Origin of the sequence: Enhygromyxa salina (assembly GCF_002994615.1) — a bacterium.
Lineage (GTDB): Bacteria > Myxococcota_A > Polyangia > Nannocystales > Nannocystaceae > Plesiocystis > Plesiocystis salina_A.
Genome location: NZ_PVNK01000260.1, coordinates 15679 through 32440, shown reverse-complemented (window position 1 = coordinate 32440; position 16762 = coordinate 15679). Strand labels below are relative to the sequence as shown.

Annotated in this window: 13 protein-coding genes; 6 read left to right on the top strand and 7 right to left on the bottom strand. The window is 68.3% G+C overall.

What is annotated here, in order from left to right:
• On the top strand, positions 1-1273 hold a 1273-nt coding region (locus tag ENSA5_RS38500), incomplete at its 5' end, for a hypothetical protein (protein WP_181198292.1).
• Positions 1274-1385: 112 nt separating this feature from the next.
• Here the strand turns inward: ENSA5_RS38500 and ENSA5_RS29790 are convergent.
• The 3 genes from ENSA5_RS29790 to ENSA5_RS29780 form a co-directional block, all read right to left on the bottom strand.
• Positions 1386-2345: a CPBP family intramembrane glutamic endopeptidase gene (locus ENSA5_RS29790; RefSeq protein ID WP_106395106.1), complete on the bottom strand. Its 960-nt coding sequence runs from the start codon at positions 2343-2345 to the stop codon at positions 1386-1388.
• Positions 2346-2452: 107 nt separating this feature from the next.
• Complete coding sequence (locus ENSA5_RS29785; protein ID WP_106395105.1) at positions 2453-3361, bottom strand: universal stress protein; 909 nt, start codon at positions 3359-3361, stop codon at positions 2453-2455.
• Between the two features lie 77 nt (positions 3362-3438).
• Entirely contained in the window at positions 3439-3840 is a 402-nt protein-coding gene (locus tag ENSA5_RS29780) for a hypothetical protein (protein ID WP_106395104.1), read from the bottom strand.
• 142 nt (positions 3841-3982) lie between these two features.
• Between ENSA5_RS29780 and ENSA5_RS29775 the strand changes: the two genes are divergently transcribed.
• Positions 3983-5365, top strand: coding sequence for a hypothetical protein (locus tag ENSA5_RS29775; RefSeq protein WP_146156252.1), 1383 nt, complete (start codon positions 3983-3985; stop codon positions 5363-5365).
• A 94-nt stretch (positions 5366-5459) separates the two neighbouring features.
• On the opposite strand, the gene ENSA5_RS29770 is transcribed toward ENSA5_RS29775, so the two are convergent.
• The gene (locus tag ENSA5_RS29770) at positions 5460-6245 is read right to left on the bottom strand and encodes a hypothetical protein (RefSeq protein ID WP_106395102.1); all 786 of its coding nucleotides are present in this window, start codon (positions 6243-6245) and stop codon (positions 5460-5462) included.
• 205 nt (positions 6246-6450) lie between these two features.
• Between ENSA5_RS29770 and ENSA5_RS29765 the strand changes: the two genes are divergently transcribed.
• A complete protein-coding gene (locus ENSA5_RS29765) occupies positions 6451-8913 on the top strand; it encodes a penicillin acylase family protein (RefSeq protein ID WP_181198291.1) in 2463 nt (820 codons plus the stop codon).
• Between the two features lie 207 nt (positions 8914-9120).
• On the opposite strand, the gene ENSA5_RS29760 is transcribed toward ENSA5_RS29765, so the two are convergent.
• The 3 genes from ENSA5_RS29760 to ENSA5_RS29750 are packed head-to-tail and all read right to left on the bottom strand — an operon-like array spanning position 9121 to position 11602.
• Positions 9121-9891 carry a hypothetical protein gene (locus tag ENSA5_RS29760; RefSeq protein ID WP_146156251.1) on the bottom strand — a complete coding sequence of 257 codons (771 nt, stop codon included), beginning with the start codon at positions 9889-9891 and terminating at the stop codon, positions 9121-9123.
• Positions 9892-9911: 20 nt separating this feature from the next.
• Positions 9912-10127, bottom strand: coding sequence for a hypothetical protein (locus tag ENSA5_RS29755; RefSeq protein ID WP_106395099.1), 216 nt, complete (start codon positions 10125-10127; stop codon positions 9912-9914).
• A gap of 5 nt (positions 10128-10132) precedes the next feature.
• Complete coding sequence (locus tag ENSA5_RS29750; RefSeq protein WP_106395098.1) at positions 10133-11602, bottom strand: GAP family protein; 1470 nt, start codon at positions 11600-11602, stop codon at positions 10133-10135.
• 275 nt (positions 11603-11877) lie between these two features.
• On the opposite strand from ENSA5_RS29750, the gene ENSA5_RS29745 reads away from it, so the two are divergent.
• Genes ENSA5_RS29745 through ENSA5_RS29735 form a run of 3 tightly spaced genes read left to right on the top strand, consistent with a single transcriptional unit; the run spans position 11878 to position 16665 of the window.
• Positions 11878-12507 carry a TetR/AcrR family transcriptional regulator gene (locus ENSA5_RS29745; protein WP_106395097.1) on the top strand — a complete coding sequence of 210 codons (630 nt, stop codon included), beginning with the start codon at positions 11878-11880 and terminating at the stop codon, positions 12505-12507.
• Positions 12504-13517, top strand: a complete 1014-nt coding sequence (locus ENSA5_RS29740; RefSeq protein WP_106395096.1) for an efflux RND transporter periplasmic adaptor subunit — start codon at positions 12504-12506, stop codon at positions 13515-13517. Before ENSA5_RS29745 ends, ENSA5_RS29740 begins: the two co-directional genes overlap by 4 nt.
• Before the next feature lie 16 nt (positions 13518-13533).
• On the top strand, positions 13534-16665 hold the full coding sequence (locus ENSA5_RS29735) for an efflux RND transporter permease subunit (protein ID WP_106395095.1): 3132 nt from the start codon (positions 13534-13536) through the stop codon (positions 16663-16665).
• Positions 16666-16762 lie beyond the last annotated feature (97 nt).

The following is a 16762-nucleotide window of genomic DNA, read 5'->3' as shown; positions in this document are numbered from 1 at the left end:
GAAGGCTGCGGCGGAGAAGAAGGCTGCGGCGGAGAAGAAGGCTGCGGCGGAGAAGAAGGCTGCGGCGGAGAAGAAGGCTGCGGCGGAGAAGAAGGCTGCTGCGGAGAAGAAGGCTGCTGCGGAGAAGAAGGCTGCGGCGGCGAAGAAGGCTGCGGCGGCGAAGAAGGCTGCGGCGGCGAAGAAGGCTGCGGCGAAGAAGAAGGCTGCGGCGGAGAAGAAGGCTGCGGCGGAGAAGAAGGCTGCGGCGGAGAAGAAGGCTGCGGCGGCGAAGAAGAAGACGGCGGCGGCGAAGAAGAAGGCTGCGGCGAAGAAGACGGCAGCGAAGAAGGCTGCGGCGAAGAAGAAGACGGCAGCGAAGAAGGCTGCTGCGAAGAAGAAGACGGCAGCGAAGAAAAAGACAGCGGCTGCGAAGAAGAAGACGGCTGCTGCGAAGAAGACGGCTGCGAAGAAGAAGACGGCGGCGAAGAAGGCTGCGGCGAAGAAGAAGGCTGCGGCGAAGAAGAAGGCTGCGGCGAAGAAGACGACGGCTGCGAAGAAGAAGACGGCGGCGAAGAAGAAGACGGCGGCGAAGAAGAAGACAGCGGCGGCGAAGAAGACGGCTGCGGCGAAGAAGACGGCTGCGGCGAAGAAGAAGACGGCAGCGAAGAAGACGGCAGCGAAGAAGGCTGCGGCGAAGAAGGCTGCGGCGAAGAAGGCTGCTGCGGCGAAGAAGAAGACGGCGGCGAAGAAGAAGCCTGCGGCGAAGAAGAAGCCTGCGGCGAAGAAGAAGCCTGCGGCGAAGAAGAAGCCTGCGGCGAAGAAGAAGACTGCGGCGAAGAAGAAGGCGGCGGCGAAGAAGACGGCGGCGAAGAAGAAGACTGCGGCGAAGAAGAAGACGGCGGCGAAGAAGAAGACGGCGGCGGCGAAGAAAAAGCCGGCGGCGAAGAAAAAATCGGCGGCGAAGAAGAAGACGGCGGCGGCGAAGAAGAAGACTGCGGCGAAGAAGAAGACGGCGGCGAAGAAGAAGACGGCGGCGAAGAAGAAGACGGCTGCGGCGAAGAAGAAGACGGCGGCGAAGAAGAAGACGGCGGCGAAGAAGAAGGCTGCAGCGAAGAAGAAGGCTGCAGCGAAGAAGAAGCCGGCAGCGAAGAAGAAGGCTGCGGCGAAGAAGGCTGCGGCGAAGAAGAAGCCCGCGGCGAAGAAGATGCCCGCGGCGAAGAAGAAGGCTGCAGCGAAGAAGAAGCCCGCGGCGAAGAAGAAGAAAGCAGCCGCCAAAAAGCGCCGCCGGACCTAGACCTAGACCTGGAGCGGCGACCAGTGTGATCGCCGCACTAGCACCGCGACGTAGTTGCTGGTGCGCGCTGGAGCATCAACACCGACGGGGTGATGCGCAGACGGCGTCCGGGTCAGCCCCGCCCGCTTGGCTGCGCGAGCTCCCGCCACAGACGCAGCTCACCGCGGCTCAGCCGAACCCACAGCGCCAGCAGCCCGGCCCCCGCGAGCATCGCGGCGAGTCCGATCAGCCCCGCCTCGGGGCCAAACGCCCCGCCCGTGATCGATGGATCGCCGCCTTGAACGACGTCGAACACCCGCACCTCCATCGGGTTGCCGCTGACCGGGAAGCCGAACACGTTGCCCTGAAAGAAGTTCCAGCTCAGGTGGAGGCCGATCGGCAGGGCGAGCTCGCCGGTCCACAGCAGCCCGAGCGCGAGCATGCAGCCGGCCAGGCCGACGTTGATCGACGAGATCAGCGTGGCGTTGTTGTTGCCCGCGTGCATCAGGCCGAACACGCTGGCCGCGATCAGGGTGGCCAAGATCAGCGCCAAATTGGGCCCGAGCTTGGGGCCGAGCCGCGCAAAGTGGAGCCCCTCGGCGAGGTTGCGCAGGTGGTAGCCGCGGCTGAGCAGCTCCTCGTAGAAGGCCACGGCCACGAAGGTCAGCCACGGGTCGACGAGCGCGAGCGCGAAGGCCTGTCCCGGGGCCGCGCCGACGTAGCGGCCCTCGATCGTCAGCCACCCCGCGCCCAGCTCGACCACGAAGATCGCGCTCATCAAGATCGCGCCGATCGCGAAGCCGACCGCGAGATCCAGCCACCAGCGTGGCGTGAGCCGGAGGCCGAGCTCCGCGAGCTCGCGGCGATCGAGGGCCTGCGTGCACAGCCACGTAGCGAGCCCGACGACCACCGCGGCCATCGACGCGCCCACCGCCGACAGGCCGCCGAGCGAGCCGCCGAGACCGACGAGCTCCAGCGCAATCGAGAGCGTGATCGCGACCAGGACGAGCGCGAGTGTGTGCAGGATCAGCCGCCACAGCGCGCGCACGCGCCGATCGTCCTCGTTCCAAAACAGCTCGCGTAGCCAGGTCATCGGCTCTCCTCATCGTCTCCCGACCTCGGGGCTGCACCCCGACACCCTCGCTTCGCTCGGGCTCCAGGGGCTGGGAGACTGCCCTGACACCGGTACAACAAAAGCGCTCAGGGCACCACGAGGATGTCGCTGCGCGCCGCGGTGACCAGCTTCTCGGCTGTGGATCCGAGCAAAAAGCGCGAGAGGTTGGACGAGCCGTGGGTGCCGACCACGATCAGCTCGGCCAGCAGCGTGGTCGCCTGCGACGCGATCGTGACCGCCGGATCGCCAAACACCACCGCCTGGGTCACCGCGTCGGCCTCGGCCCCGGCCTCGCCGAGGTTCTTGGCCACGAAGCTCGTCAGCCGCTCGAACTGCTCGTCGCGGAGCTGATCGAGGCTCTCGCTCGCGTCTCGTTCGTGGGCGAAGGCGCGCATGTAGGGCACGTAGGGCGAGTCGATCACGTGGAGGACCGAGAGCAGGCCGTCCTGCTCTTCGTAGAGGCGCGCGGCCAACATCAGCGCGCGCGCGCTGTTCTCGCTCCAGTCGACGGCGGTCAGGATGCGGGTGGGCGGGGTCATCGAGTGGGGCCGCTTGATGACCATGACCGGGACCTCGGCGTGACGGATGACCCGCTGGGCCGTGCGCCCGAGCAGCCGCTCCGTGGCCCCGCCGTGGCCCTGACCCCCGAGCAGCGCGCCGATGACCTCGGGCTGGCACAGGTGCTCGTCGATCCGCGCGTGCGGCCGACCGCGGACGATGATCTTGTTGGGCTCGAGCAAGGTCGGCTGCTCCGAGTCGCCGTGGGCGACCGCCAGCTCGGCCCGGATCCGGGTGATCTCGTCGCTGAGGTAGCTCTCGATCGCGCCGTCCTCGGGCACGTACTTTTGGGTCAGGACGTTCGTGTAGAGGTCCTCGTCGACGACGTGGAGCATGTCGATCTCGACGTCCAGGCCGAAGGGGAAGCCCTGCATGGCCAGGGCGCAGGCGCGGCGCGAGTGGGGCGAGAAGTCGTAGGGGACGAGGACCCGGTTCATGGCGGCATCCTAAACTCGTGCGCGCGACCACGCGACGGGGACGCACGACTTGCGCGGGTTGGTGGCCGAGGACGAGGTCACGGGGGGCTGCCGTCGGTTCGGACATCGGGGCGCTGACGCGCCAGGGCGGCCGTCAGCAACTGTTCGAAGCGCTCGACGCTGCCGCCACATGTCTCGAGCTCGTCGGCGCCAAGCAAGATCTGAAGGCGGACGCCGTCATCGATGAGAACACAGGGCGTCCGCCCCTCGCTCGCGCTGCGCTGCTCGGGGCTGCGCTCGTCGAGATGCAGCAGCGAGATCGGCAACCCCAGCCGCTGTTCGAGGGCGACGAACTCTGGCTTCTTTCGGACCGAGCCGTGGGTGATGTCGCACAGCGCGCAGTGCCGCCTGCCCAGGGCCTTGCCGACGACGTAGCGCAGCTCGCCGAGCAGGGTCCCCTCGGCCTCGTAGATGCCGACGAGTCGTGGAGTGTCTCGCACGGGAGCACTACGCTGGTCGAAGGCGAGTTGTCACACCCGCGGCGTTCGAGCCCCCAGTCGCCAAGAGTCGAACTCTGCCGGGTAGAGGCCGCGAGGAGAAATCCCTGGCCTGCGAGCCTCCCCAAACTGCTATATTGGCGAGATGACAGCGATGAGCGCGAGGTGTCGTGGCTGTAACGAGGCGCTCGACCCCAGGTGGCGCGTGTGCCCGCTGTGTGGCCTGGCGATCGCCCGAGGCCCCGTCAGACAAGCTCCCCCAACAACCGCCTGGCAGCTGTGGAACCGCTACCAACGCCACGTCCGCGACGACCTACGCCCCTTCCTTCTCGGGGTTGCAACCGCGGGCAACGAGGAGCTCGCCGTCAAGGTCGAGGCCTGGCGCCCGGCTCGCTACATCGACGCGATCGCGGCTGCGATGCGCTGTCTGACTGAGCTCGGCGAGGACACACGCCTGCCTGGCGAGTTTCGCCGCGCGCTGACGGAGCTCGGTCGCTTCGAGCACCACGAAGCCAGCATCGCCCAGACCCTCGCCCCGGCCACCCTAGGGGTCCAGGTGGCCGTGCAGGCGCTGATCGAAGCTGGCGACATCAACCCGGGGGTGCTCGACAGCCTCGCTGGCTACCTCGAACGCCGCGATCAGGCGAACACCTTCGCCGAGATCGGCGCCGCGGTGACGGGCCTCGACTTGAGCATGCTGCGCATCGTCGGCCGAATGTTCGCGGGCTGGCTCGCGGCCTCACGCGCGACCGCCCGCGAGGAGCGCTGGCAGGCCGCCTGCATCGAGCTCGCTGGCGCTGGCGATCGGCTGATCGACCGGGTCTGGGATAACCTCGCGAGCAGGACCCGCGACAACGGCCTCGCGCTGCCCACAGCCAGAGACCTGCGCGCGCTCGAGGCCGAGGCCGATGCATGCTGGCAGACCCTCGCCGAGCAGCAAGACGAGCTCGACGGCGGCTTCGAACTCAGCCTCACCCACGCTCACGCCCTCGCCAGCGCCCACCCCGACGCCTACCCGATTCAGCAGCTCGTGCGCCACGCCGACCTCCTCGCTGAGGTCCGCGCCCAGCTCGTCGGTCACTGGACCTCGCGCATATGCATCGGGATCACCGAGGGTGTCCGCGAGCGCGCCCAGCAACACTTCTTGCGTCTGTTGCCTGGCGACGGCGTGCTCGCCTTCTTTCCGACCACGGTCTTCGGCCAGGGCAAGGCCGGGCTCGCGCTCACGACCTCCTCGGTCCAGTGGCTCGGAGACGATCAGACCCAGCGCTGGTGCGGCTACGCCCGGTTGCACAGAGCACCGATCCGGTGGCAGGACGAGTACCTGCGCATCGGCGGGGAGAGGATCGGGAAATTCCTCGCCGAGGACGCCGAGGGGGCCGGCCGGGCCTTGCGGGCTTGCATTGAGCTGTCGGTCGCCCGGCCGGGCCCGGCCGTGTGTCCCTGTGGGGCGCCGGGCCACTGGCTGCACTTCCAAGCCGAGCAGGCTCGCTGTCCGGGGTGCGGCGGGGCCGTGCACTACGTATGACGACGGCGCCGGTCAAGACCTGCCGCCGGGCCCGATCTGTGGGCCAGCGCCGCGCTCGGCGTCGAGGGCGAAGAGGCGAGACGACTCGCGCCGCTCAGCCGCCGAATTCCGCGATCGCGCTCGAGAGGTGGTTCCAGGTCTGGCAGTCGTCGAGGGCGAAGAACTTCAGCTCCGGATCGATCACGTAGACCGCGGGCACGCAGGGGTTCATCACGTAGTCCGGCAGCATCGGGACCTCGTCCTCGACGATCACCGGGATGTTCTCGTGGTGGTACTGCATGTCCCACGCGGCCGCGTCGGCCACGGTCCCGGGCCCGCCGACGGAGTCCTCGGTCAGGGCGGTGATCCAGACCATCTTGCCCGTGTCGATCATGTCGCGCAGCTGCGGCCCGAGGCCGCTGAAGGGATCGCCGCCGGCCCCGGTCGCGAGGTAGGCCGAGGCCGCCTGACAGGGCTGGCACCAGACCGCGGCGACGTCGAGCGCGATCGCGGTCCCGCTCCACTCGCACAGGTTGACCGCGTTGCCCATGTGGTCCTTGGCGGCCACGTGCTTGACGGCCTCGCCGACGGCCACCGTCCCCCAGCCTGGATCTGCGCCGCACATCACGGGGTCGCCGTCGCCATCACCATCACCATCACCATCACCGTCGCCGTCCCCGTCGCCATCACCGTCGCCGTCGCCGTCGCCGTCGCCGTCGCCGTCGCCCGGGTCGCCGTCGCCATCACCGTCGCCCGGGTCCCCGTCGCCGTCCCCATCCGTGCCGTCCGCGCTGAGGGCGGTGTCCATGAGCTCGTCGCCACCTTCCTCGTCGGTGCACGCGGCCGGACCGAGCGCGAGGAAGAGAGCAGCGAGGGGCGTGGCGATCTTATCGAGGTTCATGGCAGGGCGAGTTTACGTGAGCACCCGAGGCCATTCTCACTTTTTCCGAGCTCACGGCGACTTCGAACCAGACCGCTCAAAACAGCATACAGGCACCGATCCGACCAAAACTCGGCTGTCGCCGCCCGTTTGGGGCGGACGCGCTCTCCGCACAGCCTGTGCTTTCTTTTTGACCCCCGCAGGCCGCCCCACCTACCGTGCGGAGATGCTTCGCATGACGCCTGCCCGCCTCGCCCCCGCGCTCGCCCTGCTGTTCGCACCGCTGGCGTGTAGTGACAACGCTCCCGCCGAGGACACCGCAGGCACGGGCGAGACCGCAGGCACGGCCGAGACCGGCAGCGGCGACGCGCTCTACAACGCCAATATCCGCCGGACCAGCCACGGCGTCGCCCACGTCACCGCCGACGACTGGGGCAGCTTGATGTTCGGCCAGGCCTACGCGTTCACCGAGGACAAGGGCTGCCTCCTCGCGGATCAGCTGGTCAAGGTCCGCAGCGAGCGATCGCGGTGGTTTGGGCCCGGTGAGGACAACGCCAATCTCTACAGCGACTTCGCGTACCTGCACCTGCACGTCTACGCCCTCGCCGAAGAACAATTTCCGCAGCTCAGTCCGCTCGTCAAAGAAGGGGTCATGGGCTACGCGGCCGGCTACAACCAGGCCCTCGCCGACGGCAAGATCGGTGGGAGCTGCGACGGCCAGGACTGGGTCCCGACCCAGATCGATCACATCGATCTGCTCGCGTACTACATCGACCTCGGCTTGCTCGCGAGCGGCCGCCAGCTGATCTCCGCGATCGGCTCGGCCCAGCCTCCGGCCGGCGACGCGCCGCCCGATCCAGCCCCGCACTACTCGACGATCAGCGCCCACCGCGGCAAGCTCGGCAGCAACGGCTGGGCCTTCGGCAGCGACGTCACGGCCAGCGGCGGCGGCATGGTCATGGGCAACCCGCACTTCCCGTGGGAGGGCGAGCTGCAGCTGTGGGAGAGCCACCTGCGCATCCCCGACGAGTTCGAGGTCTACGGCGTCGGGCTGCTCGGGGTCCCGGGCGTGTTGATCGGCTTCAACGACTCGGTCGCGTGGACCCACACCGTGTCCGACGGCCAACGGCTCACGGTCTACGAGATCACTTCTCCGCCCGGCGAGTCGACCAAGTACGACTACGACGGCGAGGTCCGCGACATGGAGTCCGAGCCGTTCACGATCGACGTGCTGCAGGACGACGGGACCCTCGGCTCCGAGACCCGCACGATGTGGCGGACCCACCATGGCCCGATGTTGGCCCTCGATCCCTTCTACTGGACCAACGCCCTCGCGCTGAGCTACCGCGACGCCAACATCGACAACTTCATGCTCGTCGAGCAGTTCCTGCGCATGAACATGGCGACCAGCCTCGACGAGTTTCAGCAGGTCCACATGGACGTCGCGGGCATCCCGTGGGTCAACACCATGGCGGCCTCGGCCGACGGTCGGGCCTGGTACATGGACTCGACCCCGACGCCCAACCTCTCGCAGGCGGCGATCGACGCCTGGTACACGCGCAGCGAGTCGGGCTTCACCAAGGCCCTCGCCGATCAGGACGTGTGGTTGCTCGACGGCAGCGACAGCCGCGACGAGTGGCGGGACGACCCCGGCGCGCGCAGCCCGGGGCTGATCGCCCCGGCCAACCTGCCGCAGCTCGAGCGCACCGACTTCGTGTTCAACGCCAACGACAGCTACTGGCTCAGCAACCCGCTCGCGCCGCTGACCGGCTACTCACCGCTGCACGGCTTCGCCGACGACGCCCGGTCGATGCGGACCCGCATGAACGCCCAGACCCTGCTCGACATCGCGGGCGGCGGCGGCTTCGCGGGCGCCGACGGCAAGCTCGACCTCGACGAGCTGACCGAGGCGGCGCTCTCGAACGGCGGCTACACGGCCGAGCTGCTCCGCGACGAGCTCGTCGATCGCTGCACGGGCGTCGGTGTCTGGGAGCTCGACGGGCTGCTCGTCGACATCGCCGAGGCCTGCGATCTGCTCGCGGCCTGGGACACCAAGCTCAACCTCGACAGCGTCGGCGCGATCGTCTGGCGCGAGTGGGTCGGCGACTTCGAGGACGTCGCGTTCGAGGACGCCGGGACCCTGTTCGCGACCGGCTTCGACATCGAGGCGCCGCTCGACACACCCAACACCCTCGCCGATGGCGACCGCGCCCTCGACGCCCTCGCCGCGGCTGTCCTGCGCCTCGACGAGGCCGGCATCCCCCTCGACGCGAGCCTCGGCGAGGTCCAGTTCACCCGCAAGGGCGACGAGACCATCCCGGTCCACGGCGGGGGGCGAGCTGAGGGCATCACCAACTTGATGATCTACAGCCAGCTGCGCAGCGACCTCGAGCCCGAGGTCCCCCGCGCCGAAGAGCTGTGGGAGCCGACCAGCCTGAGCGCCGACGGCTATCAGATCAACTACGGGACCAGCTTCATCATGTGCATGGAGTTCAACGACGAGGGGCCCGAGGGGCGGGCGCTGCTGAGCTACTCGCAGTCGGCCGAGCCCGACTCGGGCTGGTATCGGGATCAGACCGAGATGTTCTCGCAAAAGCAGTGGCGACCGATGCTCTGGCACGAGGCCGACATCGTCGCGGATCCGAATTTGATCGAGTACGACGTCGCGGGCGGCGAGGGCCAGGGCTAACCGGGGCTCGCCGGAGCGCAGCGCAGGAGAGCCACGCGAGGAGTGGAGGTCGACGATCGTCCCATCGGTAGTCGCGGTTTGTTCGTCCGCGCGCCCAACAGCAGGTCTGGGACTCCCGTGTTACCAGGATGAAGACTTGGGTGACCTCCGCGAGCGCGCCAAGCAAGCCGGCGGCCTGTCGAGGTTCGTGGCCGACGAGTTCGAGGGTCAATTCTCGAACACGAGCTCGACGGGGCCGCAGCCGGCCGTCCACACGGCGTCAGCGGTCAAGCTGGGGCCGACGTCGGGGAGCTCGAAGAGCGAGCAGCTGCCCTCCTCGTCGACCTCGCAGGTGCAGTCGACCGTCATGCACTCGGAGGCGTAGGCGGCGACCGCCTGGGCCTGGTAGTCGCCCGGGGGCGGTGCGATCGGCACACTGCAGGCTTCGCTCGCGCCCGACGAGCTGCACGCGGCCGGGAGAGTGAGGTCAATAGCGACCCAGGGATCCCAGGTCGTGCGCCAGCGCCCCCCAGGTTCGATGTAGATCGGGTGGTAGAGGGTGTCGCACCCGAGACAGATCACGCTCGGTTCCATGTAGAGCTGGCAGGCCGGCCAGTCGCTGGCGCAGCCGCTGAGCGGGAGCTCGAGGGTCCGGCCTTGGTGCTCGCCGACGAGGGAGAACGGGCGCGCGGGCTGATGGCAGCCGGAGCTCTGATCCAAGACGAAGATCGCTTCGTCCGTCTGATTCACCACCACGACCTCACCTGGGCCCCAGACAGGGCCGTCCGGGATCACGTAGCTGTCGCAGGTGTCGGGGTCCGCGAGGGGCGGAACATGCGGGGAGTCGACATCGTCGCACGCGCCTTGGCCACCACCGCTCTCGGTGGAGGATTCCTCGGCGGCTTCCTCGGCGGCTTCCTCGGCGGCTCCTGGTTCGACCGCGCAGGCGAGCGAGAGGCAAGCGACGACGCTCGCGAACCACGGGGTCGTGCGGGACATGGCGAGCATGGTGAAGCGTATCAATCTTCGAGCGGCGCGCGCGGCTGATTACCAGATCCAGCAGAGCCCGAGCCGCCGCGCTCGAGCAGCTGCTCGATGACGGCCAACGCCTGCGAGTCCTCACCTGCGGCTCGGGCCTGGGCGACGTCCTCGCCCGCGCGGCCGACGATCCGCGCGCGCAGGCTCGGGCTCCGCTGGAGCGCGCCTTCGAGGGCGAGGCGAAGGCCGGGCGACACGATGATCAGGGAGAGCTTCGGTCCGTGTCGCGCTCGAGCACGCGCAGGAGCAGGTCGGGGTAGTCGGTGATGATCCCGTCGACGCCCAGCTCGATCAGCTCGCGCATGCGGGCCTCCTCGTTGACGGTCCACGGGATCACCTGCATGTCGAGCCCCTGCACGCGCTCGACGAGCTCGGCGGTGACCAGCTCGTGCTTGGGCGACCAGATCTGGGCGAATTCCCGGGCATGGACGATCGCCTCGAAGTCGCCCTGCTTGTCGAGGATCGCCGCGCGAAAGGCGAGCGCCTCGCCGTAGCGGTCCCGGGCGTGGCGAAGCGCCGACCACTCGAAGCTCTGGAGGGTCAGGCGCCCGTCGAGGCACCCGCCACAAGTCGCCTGATAGGCGAGCAGCGCCTGGACGTAGACGTCGGCGTCGGCCTCGGTCGGGCGCTTGAGCTCGAGGTTGAGGGCGACCTCGCGGTCGAGGTCGAGGGCCGCGGCGAGCGGCGGCGGCGGCTGGATGCCCTCGAGCTCGAGGTGGCAGTCCCAGCTCGAGACCTCGGCCGCGAGCTGCTCGGAGATCAACGGCGAGGATGCGTCGCCCGATCCCGCCCACGCGCAGCCGGTCACGCGCAGGTCGTCGTCGTGGCCCATGACGACCGCGCCGTCGCGGGTGATCTGCATGTCGGCCTCGAGGGTGTCGACGCCGAGCGCGAGCGCAGACTCGTAGGAGGGGATCGTGTTGCCCGGCGGGACCTTGCCCCGGTCGCCGCGGTGGCCCTGGACGTCGAACTCGGCGCTCGGCGCGGCGGCGAAGTACACCAGCCACAGCCCGCGGCCGCCCTTGATCAGGAACAGCGTGGCGAAGAGCGGCAAGATCACGCGCGCGACCTTGTCGGTGTTGGCCTCGATCCAGTTGCGCATCTTCTCGAGCCACGCGTCGGCGCGCTTGGGCACGAGGGCGTAGATCAGCAGCGGGCACAAGAGCCCGGCGCAGAACACGACCACGGTCAGGACCACGCAGAGCCCGGCCTCGGCCGGGGTCATCGGCGTCGCGGCGATGACCGAGATGGCCGAAAAATAGATCGCGAGGTTCTTGACGTTGAGCAGCGTGACGACCACGCCGAAGCCGAAGGCCTTGACCGGGGTCAGGGTGTCGACGGCCTCCATGAGCTTGGGCGGCGGCGCGTCGGGGTCGGGCGGGGTCAGCCACTTCTTGGCGGCCAAGAACCACAGCAGCAGCCCCATGGCCACGAACAGCGCCGAAGCGAGGGGCGAGGGGCCGCTGGCCTCGTCGAGCTCGACCAGGCTGCGGCCGAGCCAGACCGTGGTCAGGCCCATCGTGAGGTAGGAGCCCGAGTAGCCGAGGACGTAGGCGAGCGAGGCCCGCACGCCGGCCTTGCTGTTGAGCAGCAACAAGACGATCAGCAGCGAGCCGAGGGCGGACAGGCCACCCATGGCGATGACCAGCGCTTGCAGGAGCGCGAGCTTCACGTGGGCGCCGCCGGACCGCCGAAGCCGTTGCCGTGCATGGCCGGAGCCTACCAAGTCGACAGTGAACCCCGGTTCATCTAGGTGAACCTATTTTTTTGATTGGGTACCCGTGGGACCTGAGAGATGAGCACTGTTGAGCCTTCAAGTTGTTGAAATTATGAGGAAATCAAAAATGTTGCCGATTGGTGCCTTGACATGAACCAAGATTCATCTCATGAATCGCCACCGAGAACCTTGTTTCTTGCGGCTGCCACAGCGGCAGCCCGGGAGTCCCGATGGCCAGTTCCTCCAAGCCCAAGCGTGAGCGCCGATCCGTCCGCGAGGAGAGCCGCGCCGCCTACCGCGAGGCGATCCTCGAGGCCGCGATGCGGCTGTTCGGGCAGACCGGCTTTCACGAGGCCAAGATGTCCGAGATCGCGACCGAGGCGGGCGTCGCCACGGGCACGCTCTACAACTACTTCTCGAGTAAAGAAGAGATCTTCCAGTCGATCCTCGACAACGGCCGCGCGCAGCTCGTGTTCGAGGTCGAGCAGCTCGCCGCGGTCGAAGATCCGCTGGCCCGACTCGCTGAGATCGTCCGCGTGATGTTCGCTTTCCTCGAGGAGCACGGCGCGCTGTTCACGGTCTACATGCAGCTCGGGGGCGACCCAACGAACTTCCGGCGCGCCAACAACTGCGAAGACGAGCAGTTCCACCATCACTTCTTGACCTTGCTCAGCGCCTCGATCTCGGAGGCGGGCGATCGCATCCGCCAAGACTACCCGGCCGAGACCCTCGCGTGGGTCTTTGGCGGGCTCATGCACGGCGCGATCACCCAGTGGATCTTCGGCGGCTGCAAGCCCGGTCTACGCGAACAGAGCGATCTGATCATGGACATGTTCTTGAACGGAGCGACACCACGATGAAACCCAACCCTTGGTTGCTGGCCCTGTCACTTGGCGTGGGGCTGCTCGGTTGCGACAAGCAAGACGCCGACTCCGGGCTGCCCGACGCGACCGGTGAGGCCGCGCCGGAGCGCGTGGACATGCCGACGCCGGCCAAGGCCGCGGCGGGGGAGGGCGCGTACGAGACCGCCAGCCACCGCTGGGTTGGCAGCGTCCGCGCCAAGCACCACGTCGAGCTCGCGCCTGGCATGACTGGCGTCATCGCCAACATCGCCGTGGAAGAAGGCGACACGGTCGAGGCTGGTCAGCAGGTGTTTCGAATCGAGGGCTCCTCGGTCAAGCTCGCGGTCAGCCAGGCCCAGGCCGGGGTCGCGGCCGCCGAGCTCCAGCTCGCCGAGGCCGAGCGCGAGACCGAGCGCACGCGCAAGTTGGCCGAGCGCGGAAGCGTTGGCAGCGCCAACCTCGAGCGCGCCGAGGCCCAGGTCGCGGCCGCCAAGGCCGGCGTCAAGCAGGCCAGGGCCGCGACCGCGCTCGCGCGCTCCCACACCGCCGACCTGACCGTCGAGAGCCCGATCTCGGGGGTCGTCACCCACAAGTACAAGAACGTCGGCGAGGTCGCGACGATGATGCCGCCGACGATCGTGCTGGTCATCGACGACCTCTCGACGATCGAGGTCCGGGTCCGCGTGCCCGAGCTCAAGCTGCGCGAGCTCGACGTCGGGTCGCCGGTCACGGTCAGCTTCCCGGCCCTCGATCGAACCCTCGAGGTCCCGATCACGCGGATCGGCAACGCCGTCGATCCCCAGACCCGGACGATCGAGCTGATCATCGACGTCGACAACCCCGATCTGCGCATCAAGTCCGGGATGTCGGTCGAGGTCGAGCTCGACCGCCCGCCCGAGCCGAACGCGGCCGAGGCCGAAGCCGAGCCCGAGGCCAAGGCCGAGGCCGAGGCCGACGCCGAGGCCGAGCCCGACTCCGACCCCGTCAGCCCGACGGCAATGATCGCCCCGAAGCCAACGCCCGGCTGAAGCGAAGAAGTCTGCCATGAAACTCGTCGACGTCTCGGTCAAGCGCCCGATCTTCGCGGCCATGATGATCATGGTCATGGTCGTGTTCGGGCTGTTCGCCTACCCGCGCCTTGGCGTGGATCTGTATCCCGCGGTCGACTTCCCGGTCGTCACGGCCACGGTGATCTATCCCGGCGCCGATCCGCTGACGATGGAGAGCAAGGTCGCCGAGCCGATCGAAGAGGCGATCCAGGGCATCTCGGGCATCAAGCGGATGACCTCGCGCAACCTCGAGGGCGTGACCATGGTCGTGGTCGAGTTCGAGCTCGAGGTCGAGTCGGGCGACGCGCTGCAGGAGGTCCGCGACAAGATCTCGGCGATCGAGCGTGACCTGCCGCCGGGCATCGATCCGCCCGTCGTCCAGCGCTTTGACACGGGCTCGGCGCCGATCGCCTCGGTCGCGCTGGCCTCGAACCTGTCGCCGGCCGAGCTGACCCGGATCGCCGACAAGGTCGTCAAGCAGCGCCTCCAGCAGATCCCCGGGGTCGGCAGCATCGACATCATCGGCGGGCGCGAGCGCGAGATCCGGATCGAGGTCGATCCCGCAGACCTCGTCGGCTACGGGCTCGCCGTCGACGACGTCGCCCAGGCGCTCCAGGCTCAGAGCCTCGATCTCCCGGCCGGTCACGTGACCCAGGGCGCGCGCGAGTTCACCGTCACCACGCGGGGCGAGGTCCACTCCGTCGAGGAGATCCGCGCGATCGTGATCCGCGGGCTCGGCGGGGCCGCGGTCCGGATCGGCGACGTCGCCGAGGTCCTCGACGACATGGAGGAGGCGCGCTCGAGCAGCTCCCTCAACGGCCAGTCGGGCATGGCCCTGGTCGTGCGCAAGAAGTCCGGGGCCAACACGATCGCGATCGCCGATCGTCTGCGCGAGGAGCTCGAGGAGCTCGAGCCGCGCCTGACCGATCTCGGGGTCACCTACGCGATCCCCAACGACAACTCGACCTTCATTCGAACCGCGATCGAGGACGTGCAGATGGATCTGCTGATCGGCGCCGGGCTGACGGTCCTGATCATCCTCGTGTTCCTCCACGACTGGCGCGCGACCTTCATCTCGGCGCTGGCGATCCCGACCTCGGTGATCGGGACCTTCGCGGTCATGGACGCGCTCGGCTTCACGCTCAACAACATCACGATGTTGGCGATGTCGCTGTCGATCGGCATCCTCGTCGACGACGCGATCGTCGTGATCGAAAACATCCATCGCCATGGCCAGATGGGCAAGCCGCCGATGCAGGCGGCCCGCGAGGCGACCAACGAGATCTCGTTCGCGGTCATCGCCACGACCCTGTCGATCGTCGCCGTGTTCGTGCCCGTCGCGTACATGTCGGGCTTGATCGGGCGCTTCTTCTTCGAGTTCGGCATCACCGTCAGCGCCGCGGTCCTGATCTCGATGTTCGTCAGCTTCACGCTCACGCCGATGCTCGCGGCGCGGATGACCAAGCACGAAGACAAGCCGCACGAGAAGTTCGCCCTCGCGCGGGCCTTCGATCGGGCCTTTGGCGGGTTCGAGAACGCCTACGCCTGGCTGGTCCGCAAGGCCCTGCGCGGGCCGTGGATCACGGTGTTCGCCGCGCTCGGCACCCTCGCGCTCTCGGTCGTCGTCGTCAGCCAGGTGCCGGGCGAGTTCATCCCCGCCGAAGATCGCTCGGAGTTCGCGGTCTCGATCGAGATGCCGACCGGGACCTCGCTCGACGCGACCACCGAGATCGCCGAGGCCGTGGCCAAGGACATCCGCGAGAACCTGCCCGGGGTCCGTGACACCTTCACGACCGTCGGCGCAGGCTCGGCCCAGGTCAGCCAGGCGCGGATCAACGTCGCGCTCGACGGACCGCGGGCCCGGGGCTGGGACCAGCTCCGGGGCATGGCCTGGACCCGCGAGCGCTTCGCCGACCTCGCCGAGCGCGACGTCACCGTCAAGGTCGAGATGATCGACCCCTTCGGCGGCGACGGCTTTCGTCAGCAACAGATCCAGTTCACCTTGCGCGGCGGCGACATGGACCAGCTCGCTCGCTCGGCCGACGAGCTCGCCGAGTACATCCGCGAGATCGAGGGCTTCGTCGACGTCGACACCACCTACACGGGCGGCAAGCCCGAGCTTGCGATCGAGATCGACCGCGAGCGAGCCGCCGATCTCGGCGTGCCCGTCGCGCAGATCGCCGGGAGCCTGCGCTCGCTGATGTCCGCCGATCCGGTCGGCACGCTCAAGGACGGCGGCGACGTCTACGACGTCGTCGTCCAGCTGCCGCGCGAGCGTCGTGACGCCCTGCGCAGCCTCGACGGCATCACCTTGCGGGCCTCGACCGGGGCCCTCGTCGACCTCGCCAACGTCGTCCACATCACCGAGACGACCGGGCCAAGCGAGATCGAGCGTCAGGATCGCCAGCGGCAGATCGTCCTGCTCGCCGATCTCGACGGCCTGGCGCTGGCCGAGGCCAAAGAGATCATCGAGAAGAAGGCCGCCGAGATCCTGCCGTCCGAGATCGACACGGGCTGGATCGGCAACGCCGAGATGATGGAGGAGTCGTTCGCCGCGATGCTCGCCGTCCTCGGGCTCGCGGGGATCCTCGTCTACATGATCCTCGCCGCGCAGTTCGACAGCCTGAGCCAGCCGCTGGTCATCATGGTCTCGCTGCCGCTGTCGGTCATCGGCGCGTTCGGAGGCATCTGGGTCTCGGGCATGACCCTCAACATCTTCAGCTTCATCGGCGTGATCATGTTGATGGGCCTGGTCACCAAGGCCGCGATCTTGCTCGTCGACTTCGCCAACGAGGAGCGCAAGCAGGGCCTGAGCCTCGAGGACGCCCTCGTCAAGGCCGGGCGCGTGCGCCTGCGGCCGATCTTCATGACCGCGGCGGCGACGATCTTCGGCATGCTGCCGATCGCCCTCGCGCTGTCCGAGGGCGGGGCAACGCGGGCGCCGATGGCCGTGTGTGTGATCGGCGGCATGATCACCTCGACGCTGCTGACCCTGGTCGTGATCCCCGCGGTCTACCTGATCTCCGAGCGCATCCTGGCCCGGCTCTCGGGGGTCTGGCGCCTGTTCGGGCACAGCGTCGAGGCCGAGTCGGCCGAGTCGGACGAGTCGGGCGAGCCGACGGCGTGACGCAACCCGAGCACCCTGATCGTGTCGGACTCTCGAACTGGTGCGGCAAAGCTCCGGCGCCGATCCGCGCCGAGCCTTCAACGTGGCCGCGCTCGAG